Source organism: Streptomyces sp. NBC_00525 (assembly GCF_036346595.1).
Classification (GTDB): domain Bacteria; phylum Actinomycetota; class Actinomycetes; order Streptomycetales; family Streptomycetaceae; genus Streptomyces.
This window is the reverse complement of the sequence record NZ_CP107834.1, coordinates 5,219,145-5,235,808: the sequence shown is the minus strand read 5'-3', so window position 1 is coordinate 5,235,808 and position 16,664 is coordinate 5,219,145. Positions and strand designations below refer to the sequence as shown.

The following is a 16,664-nucleotide window of genomic DNA, read 5'->3' as shown; positions in this document are numbered from 1 at the left end:
GATGCCAGGCGCGTCATCCGCCGGACTTCACCTCTTCAGGTGAACGTCCTCCCGGGCGGACGTGCCAGCCCGCGCATGTAGGCATAACGCACCGCCTGGGCCCGGTCGCGAAGCCCGGCCTTGGCGAAGAGGTTGTTGATGTGGCTCTTCACCGTGGCCTGCGAGATGTGCAGGGCGCGGGCGATGTCCGCGTTGGACAGGCCCTCGGCGATCAGGACCAGTACCTCGGCCTCACGGGGAGTCATCCCGTCCGGCGGCTCCGGGTCGCCGCCGACGGGCTGGAAGGGCCCCACGGTTCCCGCGGTCACCTGCTCCAGCAGCCGGCGCTGCACCGTCGGCGAGAGCCCGGCCTCCCCCGAGAGCACGGCCTCCACGGCCCGCACGATCTCCTCTCCCCCGGCGTCCTTGGTGAGATACCCCCGCGCCCCCGCCCTGAGCGCGGGAAACAGGGAGTCGTCGTCCTCGAACGTCGTCAGCACCACGACCTGGGTGCCGGGGAACTGCTCACGGATGCGCCGGGTCGCCTCCACCCCGTCGCAGCGGGGCATCCGCAGATCCATCAGCACCACGTCCGGCGCGTGCTCGGCCACCTGGGCGACCGCCTCCTCCCCGTCCTTCGCCGATCCGACCACCTCGATGCCGGGCAGCAGTCCGAGCAGCATCACGATGCCCTCCCGCACCACCGCCTGATCGTCGGCCACCACCACCCGCGCCGTCACGCGGGCACCCGCAGACTCACCACGAACCCCTCCTCGTCCGCACCGGCGTCCAGCGTGCCGCCCAGCAACTCGGCGCGCTCCCGCATCCCGAGCAGACCGTATCCGGAACCGCTGGCCGCCAATTCCCCTCCCGGACCCCGCCCGCCCGAGTCCTTGACCTCCAGCACGACCTCGTCGGGCCGGTACTCCAGCCGTATCAGCACCCTGGCACCGGGCGCGTGCTTACGGGCGTTGGTGAGCGCCTCCTGCGCGACCCGCCGGACCGCCTGCGACGCGTGCGCGGTCAGCGGGCGCCGCTCCCCCTCGACCCGGACCTCGGCCGGCTCCGCCGTCACCAGCTGTCTCAGGAAGTCCTCCACGGGTGACACCTCGCCCCGCAGCGCCGAGAGCGCCTGACGGGTCTCGGAGAGCCCTTCGCGGGCCATGGAGCGGGCCGCGACCACCCGTTGCAAAACCTGGTCCCGGAACTCCCCCTCCGGCTCCCTCTCGATCAGCAGCCGCGCCGCCTCCAGGTGGACCAGTTGCGCGGAGAGGCTGTGCGCCAGCACGTCGTGGATCTCCCGCGCGATGCGGGAGCGCTCGTCCAGCGCGGCCCGCTCCGCCTCCGCCGCTCGGGCCGCCCGTTCTTGGGCGAGCAGCCGCTGTGTGCTGCCGCGGGCCTCGGCGTCCAGGCGGAGCACGTACCCGGCGAGGCAGAGCCCTGCCGCGGTCACCGCCGTGGTCGCCCAGTCGTCGCTGTCGGCCAGCGCGTAACCGCCGAGGGCCACCGCCGTCACCGGGACTCCCGCCGCGAGGGGCAACCGCTCCAGGGCAGTGACCGCGCAGCCGCACCACAGCACCGCGGCGGGCACGATCGCCCCCGCCACGTCCGCCCCGAGCGCGGCCAGCATCAGCATCCCGAGCAGGCCCAGCGAAGGCCACAGCCGGTTGTCGAGCGTGGTCCTGAACACGGCGACCGCGAGCAGGGCGCAGACGAGCACCCCGACCAGACCGACGACGATCTCCCAGGGCCCGAACAGCCCACCGGTGAAGGTCCCCCACAGCATCAGCGTCAGCAACCCGGCCCGCACACTCCAGGCGATCACGCTGCGCGCCCGGCTGCGGGTGTCCCGAGCGAGCGCCTCGCGCAGGGGCCAGCTCGTCCAGGTCGCGGCTGTCACACGGGGTCCTTCCACTCCGGCCGGAGCGCAACGCCGGCGGCGGGTCCACGAGAGGGCGCGGGTATCGCCGCGGCCCGGCGCGCCAGCAGGCCCGTCCGTACCAGCAGGGTCACCGCGAGAGCCGCCATCGGGGCGGGGCTGCCCTGGTGCACGTCCAGCGCGACCGCGATCCCGTACAGGGCCGCTCGCAGACCGAGGCCGGCGATCCAGACCAGGACGGTGGCCTTGGTGCCCTTGCTCCACACGGAGCCGTCCTCGGCGCGCCAGACGCGCGTCGTCCGGGCCCATCCCGCCCCCGTGGCCAGCCCGACCAGCAGCTCGGCCCCCAGGATGACGGCCGAGGCTGTCCGGTGGTCCGGATCGACGAGTTCGGGCTTCCGCAGCGCGAGGAAGAGCAGGACGGCGGGCGGAGCCCACCAGCGGTGGTCGCCGGAGACGCGCTCCGCCGAGAACTGGCGGACCACGACGAGGGCGATGACCGCGATGATCACCAGGGCGTTGCCGAGCCCGGACATGGATGCCTCCGAGATGCGAGAAGTGCTGCATCTCCGAAGCTACGGAAGGGCCCGGCCCGGCAGATCGGCTCCAGGGTTGATCATGGGTGGAGTTGTCGTCTCCACCCACGGGTGGAGACGACCTCCGGGGCCGGTGCTCAGACGTCGATGCGCGAGCGGTCCAGCGTGGCCGCCGAACTGGTGATGAACTCCTTGCGAGGCGCCACCTCGTTGCCCATCAGCAGGTCGAAGACCTTCTCGGACGACTCGAGGTCGCCGATGTTGATCCGCCTCAGCGTGCGGTGCCGCGGGTCCATCGTGGTCTCCGCGAGCTGGTCGGCGTCCATCTCGCCCAGACCCTTGTAGCGCTGGATCGAGTCCTTGTAGCGGATGTTCTTGCGCTGGAGCTCCAGCAGGCGCTGGCGCAGTTCGTTGTCCGAGTAGGTGTAGATGTACTTGTCCTGGCCCTTCTTGGGCTGGACCAGCTCGATGCGGTGCAGCGGGGGCACGGCGGCGAACACCCGGCCCGCTTCGACCATCGGCCGCATGTACCGCTGGAAGAGCGTCAGCAGCAGGATGCGGATGTGGGCGCCGTCGACGTCGGCGTCGACCAGCAGAACGATCTTTCCGTAGCGGGCCGCGTCGATGTCGAAGGTCCGTCCGGAACCCGCTCCTATGACCTGGATGATCGCACCGCACTCGGCGTTCTTCAGCATGTCGGAAACCGACGCCTTCTGAACGTTGAGGATCTTGCCGCGGATCGGCAGCAGGGCCTGGAACTCGCTGTTGCGGGCGAGCTTCGCCGTTCCGAGCGCGGAGTCGCCCTCGACGATGAACAGCTCGCTGCGTTCCACGTCGTCGCTGCGGCAGTCGGCGAGCTTCGCCGGCAGCGAGGACGACTCCAGCGCCGTCTTGCGACGCTGGGCGTCCTTGTGCTGACGGGCCGCGATCCGGGTGCGGGCGGCTGCCACCGCCTTGTCGAGAACGGCCCTGGCCTGGGCTTTCGCGTCCCGCTTGGTGGAGGTCAGGAACGCCTTCAGTTCCTTGGCCACGACGTTGGCGACGATCCGGTTGGCCGCCGAGGTGCCGAGCACCTCCTTCGTCTGGCCCTCGAACTGCGGCTCCGCCAGGCGTACGGTCACGACCGCGGTGAGGCCCTCCAGGGCGTCGTCCTTGACGATGTCGTCCTCGGCCACCCGCAGCAGCTTCGCGGAACGCAGTACCTCGTTGACGGTCTTGGTCACGGAGCGTTCGAAACCGCTCACGTGGGTGCCGCCCTTGGGCGTGGCGATGATGTTGACGAAGGACTTGAGGTTCGTCTCGTAGCCGGTGCCCCAGCGCAGCGCGATGTCCACGCCGAGTTCGCGCGTGACCTCGGTGGGTGTCATGTGGCCACGCTCGTCCAGGACCGGCACGGTCTCCTTGAACGTGCCCTGCCCGGACAGGCGCAGCACGTCGCAGACGGCCTTGTCCTGCGCGAGGTACTCGCAGAACTCGCTGATGCCCCCGTCGAAGCGGAACGTCTCCTCGGTCTTGCCCGCACCGTCCAGCCCCCGCTCGTCGCGCACGACGATGGTCAGACCCGGCACGAGGAAGGCGGTCTGGCGAGCGCGCTGGTGCAGCGTTTCCAGGCTGAGCTTGGCGTCCTTGAGGAAGATCTGCCGGTCGGCCCAGTAGCGCACCCTGGTACCGGTGCGTGCCTTCGGTACGCGCTTGCCCTTGCGGAGGCCGTTGGCCGGGTCGAACGGGCTGTCCGGGCCCTGCTCGGTGAAGATTCCCGGAACGCCGCGGCGGAAGCTGATCGAGTGGGTCGCGCTGTTGCGGTCGACCTCGACGTCGAGCCGGGCGGAGAGGGCGTTGACCACGGAGGCGCCCACGCCGTGCAGGCCGCCGGAGGCGGCGTAGGAGCCACCGCCGAACTTGCCGCCGGCGTGCAGCTTGGTCATCACGACCTCGACACCGGAGAGGCCCGTCTTGGGTTCGACGTCGATCGGGATGCCGCGGCCGTTGTCCCGGACCTCTACGGAGTTGTCGTCGTGGAGGACGACCTCGATGTGGTCGCAGTAGCCACCGAGGGCCTCGTCGACGGAGTTGTCGATGATCTCCCAGAGGCAGTGCATCAGGCCGCGGCTGTCGGTGGACCCGATGTACATGCCAGGGCGTTTGCGGACCGCTTCGAGCCCCTCGAGTACGAGCAGGTGCCGCGCGGTGTAGTTGGAACCGTCTCGGTCTGCTCCGGTCAGCAGCGCAGTGGACGGCACGGACGTATCGGCGGTCACGCGGTTCGCTCCTCGCTGAATTTCTTTTGGGGCCCAGTGGGTCACTGGCTCGGCTTCGGTTGCCGCTGTGAGGGTACCGATGCCTGGTAGAGCGGGTGAAACGCCACCCTCGAAGAACCCTCAGACTAAACCAGACTCGCAAGCCTGTTCGATCATTTCGCGAGGTGACGTGCACATCACGTTCCCTTCCAGGCATGAACCATTTAGGCTCCGGGCACGTCCTCATGAACAACCGGCAAGCCAGCCGGCCCGGACAGACCAAGCCAAGCAAGCAACGCGAAACCGTAGCGCCACGCAATACGGCACATTCGCCGCGAACCGGCAACAGACAGCCATACCGAGAAGAAGTTTCAAAGAAAAGCCACGAGCGGGAACGTTTTCGGCCTGGTTGGATGTTGACCCTGGTACGACAGCTCGTCGAGCTAGAGAAGAGGCGACGTGACTACTGTTCTGACCCCCGCGAGCCCGCTGACCGCAGCAGACCGCTGTGACCGTTGCGGCGCCCAGGCCTACCTGCGCGTCGTCCTGATCAGTGGCGGTGAACTGCTCTTCTGCGCCCACCACGGTCGCAAGTTCGAGCCGGAACTCAAGAAGATCGCCGCGGAAATACAGGATGAGACGGACCGGCTGACGGCCGTACAGGCCCAAGCCGCCGAAGAGGAACACTGACACCTCGCACGCACGACGAGCCAGGGGTCGGTCCCGGACCGGCCGACGGGCGGCTTCCCTGCGGAGGGATGCCGCCCGTTCTCGTACCTGTGGGGCGCTGTGCGGGTCAGTCCGTGCCCGGCAGCCGGCCGATGACCGCGGAGACCCGCGTGTAGACGCCGGGGCTTCCTGCGAGCCCACAGCCGTTCCCCCAGGACACCAGCCCCACGAGCTTCCCCTGGGCCACCAGCGGCCCTCCGCTGTCGCCCTGGCACGCGTCGTAGCCGCCCTGGGGTTCGCCCGCGCAGAGCATCGACGACGCGTCGTACGTACCGGTCCTGCCCCCGGGGTAGGCCTGCTCGCACGAACTGTCCGGCAGGATGTCCACCTCTGCGGACCTGAGTGACGACGCGTAGTCGCCGTAGCCGGTGGTGTCGCCCCAGCCGTAGACGGTCGCGGAGGTGCCCGCACGGTACGCCGGGTCGCCGGCCGCGGCCATGGGGATCGTGTCCCCTTCGGGCAGCGCCTGGGACAGGGTGAGCACGGCGAAGTCCCCGCTGTTGGTGGTCGCGTCGAACTCGGGGTTGACCCAGGTCCCGCTCACCGGGATCTCCTGGCCGCCTGTACCGTTCAGCTCGTCCCGCCCGGAGATGACCCGCAGATCGCTCACCTGGTCGGCGTCGGTGCCCAGCGCCTCCCGGCTGAGGCAGTGCGCCGCCGTGAGCACCTTTTTGGGCTCCACCACGACGCCGCCGCAGAACTGTCCGGCTCTGGTACCCCCGAACCGGTCACGGCTGGACAGCGCGACCACCCACGGGCTGTCCGCGACATGAGCCGGCTGGCCCCCGATGATGATGCTGTCGGCGGCGGCCGGGGCGGCGGAGGCGAGCGGTATCACGGCCGAAGCGGCGGCGAGGGCGAGCGCCCCGGTCATGACACGGACGACGGTGCGGGACATGCGTACTCCTGACTCTCTGATGGACCATGCCTACCCAGAGTCATTCCGCCGACGCCGATGCGCACCTTCGCGGGTTCGACGCGAACAGGGCGAGGGCCCGGCTCCCCCGTGGGGGCCGGGCCCTCGCCCTGTGTCCGGCTGTCCGCGATCTAGTCGAGGTAGTCCCGAAGGACCTGCGAACGCGACGGGTGGCGCAGCTTCGACATGGTCTTGGACTCGATCTGACGGATGCGCTCACGCGTCACTCCGTAGACCTTGCCGATCTCGTCCAGCGTCTTCGGCTGGCCGTCGGTGAGGCCGAAGCGCATCGAGACCACACCGGCCTCGCGCTCGGACAGCGTGTCCAGAACCGAGTGGAGCTGCTCCTGGAGGAGCGTGAAGCTCACGGCGTCGGCCGGGACAACGGCTTCGGAGTCCTCGATCAGGTCACCGAACTCGCTGTCCCCGTCCTCGCCCAGCGGGGTGTGGAGGGAGATCGGCTCGCGACCGTACTTCTGGACCTCGATGACCTTCTCGGGGGTCATGTCGAGTTCCTTGGCCAGCTCCTCCGGGGTGGGCTCGCGGCCCAGGTCCTGGAGCATCTGGCGCTGGACGCGCGCGAGCTTGTTGATGACCTCGACCATGTGCACCGGGATACGGATGGTGCGGGCCTGGTCGGCCATGGCGCGGGTGATCGCCTGGCGAATCCACCAGGTGGCGTACGTGGAGAACTTGTAGCCCTTGGTGTAGTCGAACTTCTCCACCGCACGGATCAGACCGAGGTTGCCCTCCTGGATCAGGTCCAGGAAGAGCATGCCGCGGCCGGTGTAACGCTTGGCCAACGAGACCACGAGGCGGAGGTTGGCCTCCAGCAGGTGGTTCTTGGCCCGGCGGCCGTCCTCGGCGATGATCTCCAGCTCGCGCTTGAGCTTGGGGGCGAGCTTGTCGGCGTTCGCCAGCTTGTCCTCGGCGAACAGGCCCGCCTCGATGCGCTTGGCGAGCTCGACCTCCTGCTCCGCGTTGAGGAGCGGGACCTTGCCGATCTGCTTCAGGTAGTCCTTGACGGGGTCGGCGGTGGCGCCGGCGACGGCGACCTGCTGCGCGGGCGCGTCGTCCTCGTCGTCGTCGGAGAGGACGAAGCCCTTGTTCTCGCCCTCGCTCTCCTCTTCCTCGCCCTTGCCGGCCTTGACCTCCTCGACGACGTCGTCGCCGTCGAGAATCTCGTCGTCCTGCTTGCCGGCCTTCTTGGCGGCCGTCTTCTTGGCAGCCGTCTTCTTCACGGCGGTCTTCTTGGCGGCCGTCTTCTTGGCTGCGGCCTTCTTCGCGGGCGCGGCCGCAGGGGCTTCCTCGGCCGCCTGGCCCGCCGACTCGGCGGACGGGGCCGCGGGCGCCGCGACAGTCCGCGTCACCGTCGTCTTGGCCGCGACGGACTTGGTGGCGGTGCGCTTGGCCGGGCTCTTCGCTGCGACGCTGCTCTTGCGGGCGCGCTTCGACGGCTCCGCGGCACTGACCATCAGCGTCACACCCTCTTCCTCGAGGATCTGGTTGAGGCTGCGCAGAACGTTCTTCCACTGGGTTGGCGGAATCTGGTCAGCCTCGAAGGCCCGACGCACGTCGTCGCCGGCGATCTGCCCATCAGCCTTTCCCCGCTCAATGAGCGCCATCACAGATTCGGACTCGGCGATCTCCGGCGGGAGCGTACGGGATGTGCTGGCCGACACGAACAACCTCTCGGAACGATGGAAACGGCTTCCGGCCCGGCCCGGTGAGGGCTGGAACCGACGACCGCCGGGCGGGGAATGCACGACGGCGCGGGCTATGCCTCAGAACTGCACAGCGCCCTGAACGACTGCTGTATTCCTTCTGCGGCGGTCACCTCTTAAGTCATCGCGCTGTTTCGAGGAGTGTTACGTCCGATCCGCGTGGCCCGAGTCACACCCCATTTGCGATGAACGCGACCAAGGCGACATCTCTCCGCCCCGGCGCCGCCGGATCGCGCGGACCCGGCGGCCCGTGGCGCGTGCACCCTGCCCGTGCCGAGGTCAGTGCTCGCGGGGCGCCGGCACCACTCGTTCCGGCTCGTGGTGACCCACGAGCAGTTGACGCATGGCGGCCTCGGAACCCGCCGAGTCGCCGGAGGCGAGCGCCTCCACGATGCGTGCGTGCAGGGCGAGCGACGTCTCGCTGGGACGGTCGCACGCGGTGGCCGGGCCACCGGAGACCTGCAGTGCGGCGGAGACGATCCCGGAAAGGTGCTCCAGCATCCGGTTGCCGGCGGCCTGGATGAGCAGGGAGTGGAACTCCGCGTCCGCGCGGGCACACGTGATCATGTCCCCCTGTCCCAGGGCGTGCCCCATGATCTCGACCATGTCACCGAGGCGCTGCTGAAGGTCCTCGCGCCCATGTCCTGCGGCAAGACGGGCGGCGAGCGGCTCGATCGTCCACCGCAGGTCGCCCAGCTCACGGCGCTGGTCATCGCGCTGCGGACCGAACGCACGCCATTCGATGATGTCGGGATCGAGCAGGTTCCAGTCACTGACGGGCCGCACGCGCGTACCGACATTGGGGCGGGCGCTGACCAGCCCCTTCGCCTCCAGCACGCGCAGCGATTCCCGCACGACGGTCCTGGAAACCTCGAAACGCTGGCCGATCTCCTCCGGCACCAGGGGGCGGTCCGCACCGAGGTCGCCGGAGACGATCATCTGTCCCAGCTGCTGAACGAGCTGGCCGTGGAGTCCACGGCCGCGGCTGGCCGATCCCCGGCGGCCCACCCGGCCGAGTTCGGCGTCGGAACCGTCCCAGGAGCGCGCGGCGGCACGTTCACCGGCCGGCGCCTCGGGGTAGGGGTATCGGTCGAGTTCGCCCGGACCGGCGAGGCCGGAATCGGCGGAGCGGGCGGTGGTCATCATGGTGTGCGCAAGGGTACTCACGCATCCTTTGTCGGCGGGTCCCAGCCGCCCCTTGAGGTCTTTGCTGAAAAGCACACGAAAGGGTGATCGCCATCACCCCCTCAATTGACGCCTTACTGGTATAAACCGGACGCCCCGATGATGCTGGGATCGTCCCAGTCCTCGGCTGCGCCCCGAAGTCACCAACGCACCCTTCCCCGCAGGCTGGTGAAGAGAAACGCGCAGATGAGACCGGCCAGCGACAGGGCCAGCGCGGCGCCGACGGGTTGCGTCACGATCCGGACCGCGGCCAGCAGCCATCTGTCCACCTCGCCGGGCCACTGCGGCCAGGCAAGCTCCCGCAGTCGTCCCGGAAACCCGGTGATCGAACGAGCGGTCGACACCTTCGGAAGGTGCTCGATGATCGGCACCAGTACTACTGGTACGGCAAGCACGGCGGCGATGCCCGCGGCCGTCACCCTGAAAACGCCCGCGCCCAGCAGTCCGGCCCAGGCGCAGCCGACGGTCAGCCCGACCCAACTCGCCGCAAGGGACGCCAGGTTCGCGGGGGCGTGGAGTACGTCTCCCCCGTACACAAGGCGCAGGGTTTCCGCGGAGGTCAGTACGACGAGCAGCCCCAGCAGAAGGGCGACGCCTCCGGTCACCGCCAGCTTGGCGGTGAGCAGGCCGAGTCTGCGGGGCACTGTTCCGCGGCCGGCGGCGAGTGCCGGGTAGCGGAACTCGTCGCCGAAGGAGAGTGCCCCCAGCAGCCCGGCCCCGAGGGCGGCGGGTGGCAGTGGCAGCAGTGAGGGCCAGGCCGCGATCACACGTGCCGCCGGGGTACTGCCGTCACGGGCCAGCAGTACGGACAGGCCAACGGACGCGACCAGGGTGACGGCCATGATCACGGTCGCGGTCCGCACGCCGAACAGGCGGCGCAGTTCGTAGCGCACCGGACGCAGCGGGCCTCGTGCCGGCCGCCGTCTGATGGGCGGCGCCGGCTCGTCGCGCACGACGGGCCGGGGCGACCGCTCGGCAGCGCCGGTGGGGCACCCCGAGGTGCCCGGGGTCTCGGCCGCGGCCGTAGGGCCCGTGTCGGCCACCTCATCGGCGAGCTGGTGAACGGGAAGCCCGTACCTGAACGCCACGTCGCCGATCTCCGCGCAACTGCTGCCGTACACGGACAGCCGGTGCCCGGCACCTTCGACGACGACTTCGACGCCCCGCCTGGCAGCTCGCGCTTCCCTGCCGACGAGGGCGGCGAGGCGGGTGGCATGCGGGGAGCGAACCGCTACGCGGGGTCGCAGGCGGGTACGGGAAAAGGTCGCGCCGTCCTGATCGGCGATCAGGCGTCCTTCGCCGATGGTGATCACATGTCCGGCCGTGCGTGCGGCCTCCCGCGGATCGCTGGTGCTGAACAGGACGGTTCCGCCCCGGTCGGCGTGGGAACGGAGCAGCCGGTGCAGCCAGTTGGCGTCCCCCGGTGCCAGCCCCTGTGCCGGGTCGTCCAGGAGCAGTGTGTGGGGGTCACCGAGAAGGGCGCAGGCAAGCGCCAGGCGGCGGTCCATGCCGAGGGAGAGCGCGCCGATGCGATGGTCCGCCAGGCCGGCCAGTCCCACCGCGTCGAGGAGCTCGTCCGCCCTCGACGCGGGCACGTCCGCCACGGCACTGAGCATGCGCAGCTGGCCTCGAACAGTGCGCGCCGGATGTCCCGGAACGTCGCCGAGCACCGCCCCCACCTCGCCGGCCGGGCGCGGCACCCGGTGCAGCGGCCTCCCCCGGAAGTAGGTGATGCCCCGGCCCGGCTCCAGTTCGAGCATCAACCGCAGGGCCGTGGTCTTGCCCGAGCCCGGCGCGCCCAGCAGAGCGGTGACGCAGCCCGGCTCCGCGTCGAAGGTGAGGTCGTGGACGGCAGGGGCTTTCGCGCGGGAGCGGTTGCTGGTGAGTCCGATGGCCTGGAGCATCGCTTCTCTCGCAGGAATGGGGACGGCGAGGACGGAGCCGCCCGGCGGCGAGTGAGTACCGCAGCACGATAACCCGACATATAGGACTTTTTGCGCAAGGCGGGACACGCCGTGTTCGCGACGCCTCGGACCTGAGCAGGCGCTAGACCTCGGGCCTCAGCATCGGCGGGTTGAGTACCGTCGCCGTCCCTGACCGGAACAGTTGCGCGGGGCGTCCCCCCTGCCGTGTCGTCGTCCCGCCGGTGGGCACCAGGAAGCCCGGAGTGCCCGTCACCTTGCGGTGGAAGTTCCTCGGGTCGAGCACCACACCCCACACCGCCTCGTACACCCGGCGCAGCTCGCCGACCGTGAAGGCGGGCGGGCAGAAGGCCGTGGCCAGCGAGGAGTACTCGATCTTGGATCGTGCCCGTTCCACTCCGTCGGCGAGGATTCTGGCGTGATCGAAGGCCAGCGGCGCCTGGTGCTCACCGTCCGGGGCGTAGCCGCCCTCCGGGCCCAGCAGGTCCTCGACGGGCGCCCATCGCGCGCTGTTCGCGTCGCCACCGGCCCGAGGGGCCGGCAGATCGGGGGCCAGCGCGAGATGGGCGACGCTGACGACCCGCATTCTCGGATCGCGCGCCGGGTCCCCGTACGTGGCGAGCTGCTCCAGATGCGCACCGTTGCCGACGGCCGGGGCGGCCGCGTCCTGTGCGCACAGGCCGGTCTCCTCGACGAGCTCCCTCGCCGCTGCGGCCCCGAGGTCCTCATCGGCTTTGACGAAGCCGCCGGGTAGTGCCCACCTGCCCTGGAAGGGGGTTTCACCCCGGCGGACCACCAGGGCGCACAGGGCGTGCCGTCGTACCGTGAGCACGACCAGGTCGACGGTGACGGCGAACGGTGGAAAGGTCGACGGGTCGTAGGGCGGCATGCCGTGATCATAGTCGTCTGCCTGACGATAAACACTCCCTTCCCGGTGACTCTTCGCGAGGCTCCGTGCCCGACTCCGCCGCCCTAGCGCCCGGCGTCGCCCCCAGGGCAATCCCGTGTGTGCGGCGCCGACAGCCGACCCCCCGTAGCCGGCGCCGCACACGACTCAGCGACCGGTCCTGGTCCCTCGACGTCCCTGCACTCCGGGGCGGGTGGTCCGGCGCTTCCCCGCAGCACCGTGGCCGGGCCTGGTCGAGCAGGGGCGCGTCCGGCCCCGCCCGGCGGGCCGTACACGTGCGGAACGGGCCCCCGCGACCCGTTCCGCACTCCGGCCGTGCCTGGCAGTCCGTGTGCTGCGTTCACCGCGCAGGCAGCGCCTCAGCGTTTCCGGGTCGAGGCCCTGGTTGCACGCCTCGTGCAGCAGTTGGGCGAAGGTGTAATGCGGATCGATGCGCAGGGCGAGCGCCAGCGCGACGCGTGCGGCCGGTTCGTCGCCGGTCGACCACGCGACCCATCCGGCCAGGGTGAGGGGGGCCGCGGCATGTTCCTCGTACGGGCCGACGCAGCGGCGGGCGAGCGCGCGCCAGAGCCGCAGGGCCGCATGTGCCTTCGGCCCTTCCATCCACTCGGCTGCCCGGTCGCGGGTCTCCCTGTCCTGGAGGCCCAGAATGACCGAGGCGGCTTCCTCGTCACTGATCAGCCGGTCGTCGTTGATGTCCGCCAGCGAGGGCCCCGCTACGGGCGCGCGCCCCAGGCGGTCCACGAGCCGGCCGGCGAGCTCGAGGGTGGCGTCGCCGACTTCCTTGCGGCGCTCCTGGTCGAAGAGCAGCGGCACCATCGCACTGCCCGCCGAGTCGAGTGCGCTCAGCTGGGCGTCGTTCGATTTGCGCGCGGCCGGTGTGAGCCTCGCCTCCATCTCACGCAGCGAGCCGCGCACCTGGATGCCCGCGTACGTGGCTGCCGCCGCCATGACGGATGTGCCGGGCATCGCCAGGGGATTGCCCTCGGCCGGGCAGCAGCGGGAGTCCGGGCACACATAGGACCAGTAGCGGTTGTCCGAGATGCAGAGCGCTTCGAGGACGGGCACGTCGAGCGCACCGCATGCGGTGCGCAGTCGCTGGGCGAACGGGCGCAGGCGTTCCATCGCCTGGTTTCCCGTCTCACCGTCCGCCGGGTCCTGGCAGAGGTAGACGACCACGGCGTCGGGCCGCGGGCCACGCCGCTCGCTGCCCTTGATCAGGCATTCGGCGAGTTGCTCCGCCACTGCCGGCCACTCGCTCTCGGACCGCGGAATCCCGAGCCTGAGCCGCCCTCCGAACCGGCCACGACCGCCGTGCAGGGCGACCATGACCACGCTGTCGTTCGGGTGGAAGCCCATGAGGTACGGAAGAGCGTCGGCCAGATCGGCAGGGCCTCGCAGGGTGATCTGCTGTTCTTCGGAAGGACCAGTGGGTTCGGGCTGCTTGTTCATGGCACGACCGTCTCGCAGGCCGCACACTTCCGCCACCCCCTGTGGATAACTTATCCACAGGGGGTAATCGACTGTTCGCGGTTGTCCGAACCATCGGGTTGCATGGGGGCATGACCCACGCAGACCGCGCAGCGCTCAGTGCTTCGGCCGACTCCGTACTGGCCCGACTCGTCGGGGACGCCTCCGGCAGCGCCCGGCTGCGTGAGGACCAGTGGCGGGCCATCGAGGCGCTCGTCGCGGACGGGCGTCGAGCCCTGGTCGTCCAGCGCACCGGCTGGGGAAAATCAGCGGTGTACTTCGTCGCGACGGCCCTGCTGCGGGCCCGGGGCGGTGGCCCGACCGTCATCGTCTCGCCGTTGCTGGCGCTGATGCGCAACCAGGTCGCGGCGGCGGCGCGGGCGGGGATCAGCGCGCGCACGATCAACTCGTCGAACACCGAGGAGTGGGAGACCATCCAGGCCGAGGTGGCCGCGGGCGAGGTCGATGTGCTGCTGGTCAGCCCCGAGCGGCTGAACCATCCCGACTTCCGTGACCAGGTGCTGCCGCGGCTCTGCGCCGCCACCGGGTTGCTCGTCGTCGACGAGGCCCACTGCATCTCCGACTGGGGCCACGACTTCCGGCCCGACTACCGGCGGCTGCGGACGATGCTGGCCGAACTACCCGCCGGGGTCCCGGTGCTCGCGACCACCGCGACGGCGAACGCGCGGGTCACCGCCGATGTGGCGGAGCAGCTGGGCACCGGTGACGGCACGGACGCGCTCGTGCTGCGGGGCCCGCTGGACCGCGAGAGCCTGAGTCTGGGCGTGCTGCGGCTGCCCAACGCGGCGCACCGGCTGGCGTGGCTCGGGGACCACCTCAAGGAGCTGCCCGGCTCCGGAATCGTCTACACGCTGACGGTCGCGGCGGCGGAGGAGGTCACCACCTACCTCCGTCAGTGCGGACACACCGTCGCTTCCTACACGGGCCGCACGGAGAACGCGGAACGGCAGCAGGCCGAGGAAGATCTGCTGGCCAACCGGGTCAAGGCGCTGGTGGCGACCTCCGCGCTGGGTATGGGATTCGACAAGCCGGACCTCGGCTTCGTGGTGCACTTCGGATCGCCCTCCTCCCCCATCGCGTACTACCAGCAGGTGGGCCGTGCCGGACGCGGGGTGGAGCATGCCGAGGTGCTGCTCCTGCCGGGCAGGGAGGACGAGGCCATCTGGCAGTACTTCGCTTCGGTCGCCTTCCCGCCGGAGGAGCAGGTGCGGCGCACCATCGACGCCCTGGCACGGGCCGAACGCCCGCTCTCGCTCCCGGCGCTGGAGCCCCTGGTCGACCTGCGGCGCGCCCGGCTGGAGACGATGCTCAAGGTGCTCGACGTCGACGGGGCCGTGCGGCGGGTGAAGGGCGGCTGGACGGCGACGGGGGCGCCCTGGTTCTACGACGCCGAGCGCTATGCCCGGGTGGCCCGCCAGCGGGCGGCCGAACAGCAGGCGATGCGCGACTACGCCACGACGGACGGCTGCCGGATGGAGTTTTTGCGCCGTCAGTTGGACGACGAGGAGGCGACCGCCTGCGGGCGCTGCGACAACTGTGCCGGCGCACGGTTCGACGAGGGTGTGTCCGCGGCCGCTCTGGACGCTGCCAAGGGGGAACTCGGGAGGCCCGGCGTGGAGGTCGAGCCGCGCAGAATGTGGCCGACCGGTCTGGCTTCGGTCGGTGTGAACCTCAAGGGAAAGATCCCGGCGACCGAGCTCTGCGGGCCGGGCCGGGCGCTCGGTCGGCTCTCGGACATAGGGTGGGGCAACAGACTGCGTCCGATACTCGGGGCCCAGGCTCCCGACGGGCCCGTGCCGGACGACGTGGCCAAAGCGGTGGTGACCGTACTGGCCGACTGGGCCAGGGGCCCGGGCGGCTGGGCGGCGGGGGTCGCCGATGCGGTGCCCCGGCCGGTCGGGGTCGTCACCGTCGCCTCGGGCCGTAGGCCTCAGCTGGTCGAATCCCTCGGCGGGCGCATCGCCGAGGTGGGGCGCATGCCCTTGCTCGGACGGGTGGAGCTGGCGCTGGGCGCCGATGAGGTCCCGATGTCGCAGACCAACAGCGCCCAGCGGGTCCGGGCCCTGCACGAGCGGCTGGTCGTAGGGTCCGAGTTGGCGGAGGCCCTGACCGCCGCCGGAGGGCCCGTCCTGCTCGTGGACGATCTCTCCGACACCGGATGGACACTCGCCGTGGCGGCGCGGTTGCTGCGGCGGGCAGGAGCGGAGGCGGTGTTTCCGCTGGTCCTCGCCGTTCAGGCGTGACGCGGGGCGTCGGCCGGGGCCCGATTGGGCAGGGATATCCCTGTCATACCGGTTGATTACCGTCAGCCTCGTCAATTGCTCGTTGCCGCCTGCCGATACGCCAGGAAGAATTGGACTCGCTCCCCGCACGGTCCTTTCGCGGGCCCGAAAGGGCTGTGCCGCGGCGCGCCCTCACCCGACCCTGCCCGCATCGTGGGCGCGTATGCGAAGGGAGGACCGTGACCTTCGGATTCGCTTCGTCCGCAGCCACTTCGATGTCAGCAACCGCCGACTCCGCCAACCGACTTGCCCGGATGCTCGAACCGGCCGAGTGGGCAGCGGCCGGCATACCCCTGCTGCGCAGCCCGCGTGAGGTGGTCAGCGGACTGCACGCCAGACACCGGCCGACCCCGGCCACCGCTGTGGTCGCCGTCCTCGATCACGAGGAACGCCTGACGGCGAGTGCTTCGTTCGCCCGCCGGTCGGTGACGGCGGACGGCTGGGAGTTCCGAAACTCGCTGCTGGCGCACCTACGCCGGGTCATCCCGCACGATCTGCGCCGCCGTACCCCTGTCCGCACCGCGGTCCTGCTCTACTGCCGCGAGGGGGACGAGCGCTGGACGGAGGAGGACGGTGCCTGGATGTGGGGTCTGCGCGACGCCTGCACCCTGCACGGCCTGCGCTGCGGCGCGTACATCACGCTGACCCGCGGCGGGTGGCAGGTGCTGGGCGAAGGCCGGGGCGGTCGCCGCCCGAACTCCGCGTCACGGCCCTCAGCCCTCGCCGACGCCGCGCTGGACCTGGACCAGCTGCCGTCGCGCACCGGCGGCGGGGCTGCCCAGGCACTGCACCGTTCCGCCGCTCGCTGAACACGCTTCGGACCCGGCCGCCCTTGTGGGGCAGCCGGGTCATCGAAGACGCCGGGCCTTCATGAGCC

Annotated in this window: 13 protein-coding genes; 3 read left to right on the top strand and 10 right to left on the bottom strand. The window is 70.5% G+C overall.

Annotation, left to right across the window (positions count from 1 at the left end):
* Window positions 1-35 precede the first annotated feature (35 nt).
* From OG710_RS23415 to OG710_RS23400, 4 genes are all read right to left on the bottom strand, one after another.
* Window positions 36-719, bottom strand: a complete 684-nt coding sequence (locus OG710_RS23415) for a response regulator transcription factor (protein ID WP_330241049.1) — start codon at window positions 717-719, stop codon at window positions 36-38.
* Window positions 716-1,879 carry a sensor histidine kinase gene (locus tag OG710_RS23410; RefSeq protein ID WP_330241048.1) on the bottom strand — a complete coding sequence of 388 codons (1,164 nt, stop codon included), beginning with the start codon at window positions 1,877-1,879 and terminating at the stop codon, window positions 716-718. The genes OG710_RS23415 and OG710_RS23410 overlap by 4 nt, the downstream gene beginning before the upstream one ends.
* Window positions 1,876-2,394: a DUF1453 domain-containing protein gene (locus tag OG710_RS23405; protein ID WP_330241047.1), complete on the bottom strand. Its 519-nt coding sequence runs from the start codon at window positions 2,392-2,394 to the stop codon at window positions 1,876-1,878. The genes OG710_RS23410 and OG710_RS23405 overlap by 4 nt, the downstream gene beginning before the upstream one ends.
* Before the next feature lie 137 nt (window positions 2,395-2,531).
* The gene (locus OG710_RS23400; RefSeq protein ID WP_330241046.1) at window positions 2,532-4,652 is read right to left on the bottom strand and encodes a DNA gyrase/topoisomerase IV subunit B; all 2,121 of its coding nucleotides are present in this window, start codon (window positions 4,650-4,652) and stop codon (window positions 2,532-2,534) included.
* Window positions 4,653-5,090: 438 nt separating this feature from the next.
* Between OG710_RS23400 and OG710_RS23395 the strand changes: the two genes are divergently transcribed.
* The gene (locus tag OG710_RS23395; RefSeq protein ID WP_018105354.1) at window positions 5,091-5,321 is read left to right on the top strand and encodes a DUF7455 domain-containing protein; all 231 of its coding nucleotides are present in this window, start codon (window positions 5,091-5,093) and stop codon (window positions 5,319-5,321) included.
* A 106-nt stretch (window positions 5,322-5,427) separates the two neighbouring features.
* Here the strand turns inward: OG710_RS23395 and OG710_RS23390 are convergent, their stop codons facing one another.
* From OG710_RS23390 to OG710_RS23365, 6 genes are all read right to left on the bottom strand, one after another.
* Window positions 5,428-6,258, bottom strand: a complete 831-nt coding sequence (locus OG710_RS23390; RefSeq protein WP_330241045.1) for a S1 family peptidase — start codon at window positions 6,256-6,258, stop codon at window positions 5,428-5,430.
* A gap of 149 nt (window positions 6,259-6,407) precedes the next feature.
* A complete protein-coding gene (locus OG710_RS23385; RefSeq protein ID WP_111339650.1) occupies window positions 6,408-7,958 on the bottom strand; it encodes an RNA polymerase sigma factor in 1,551 nt (516 codons plus the stop codon).
* Between the two features lie 321 nt (window positions 7,959-8,279).
* Complete coding sequence (locus OG710_RS23380) at window positions 8,280-9,146, bottom strand: FadR/GntR family transcriptional regulator (protein ID WP_158558502.1); 867 nt, start codon at window positions 9,144-9,146, stop codon at window positions 8,280-8,282.
* A 179-nt stretch (window positions 9,147-9,325) separates the two neighbouring features.
* Complete coding sequence (locus tag OG710_RS23375) at window positions 9,326-11,089, bottom strand: ATP-binding cassette domain-containing protein (RefSeq protein ID WP_330241044.1); 1,764 nt, start codon at window positions 11,087-11,089, stop codon at window positions 9,326-9,328.
* 142 nt (window positions 11,090-11,231) lie between these two features.
* Complete coding sequence (locus OG710_RS23370) at window positions 11,232-11,996, bottom strand: NUDIX hydrolase (RefSeq protein WP_330241043.1); 765 nt, start codon at window positions 11,994-11,996, stop codon at window positions 11,232-11,234.
* A gap of 165 nt (window positions 11,997-12,161) precedes the next feature.
* The gene (locus tag OG710_RS23365; protein WP_330241042.1) at window positions 12,162-13,466 is read right to left on the bottom strand and encodes a DUF4192 domain-containing protein; all 1,305 of its coding nucleotides are present in this window, start codon (window positions 13,464-13,466) and stop codon (window positions 12,162-12,164) included.
* Between the two features lie 110 nt (window positions 13,467-13,576).
* On the opposite strand from OG710_RS23365, the gene OG710_RS23360 reads away from it, so the two are divergent.
* Window positions 13,577-15,748 (top strand): RecQ family ATP-dependent DNA helicase, encoded by a 2,172-nt coding sequence (locus OG710_RS23360; RefSeq protein WP_330241041.1) that lies wholly within the window; start codon window positions 13,577-13,579, stop codon window positions 15,746-15,748.
* A 218-nt stretch (window positions 15,749-15,966) separates the two neighbouring features.
* Window positions 15,967-16,596: a hypothetical protein gene (locus OG710_RS23355; RefSeq protein WP_111338606.1), complete on the top strand. Its 630-nt coding sequence runs from the start codon at window positions 15,967-15,969 to the stop codon at window positions 16,594-16,596.
* Window positions 16,597-16,664: the final 68 nt, after the last annotated feature.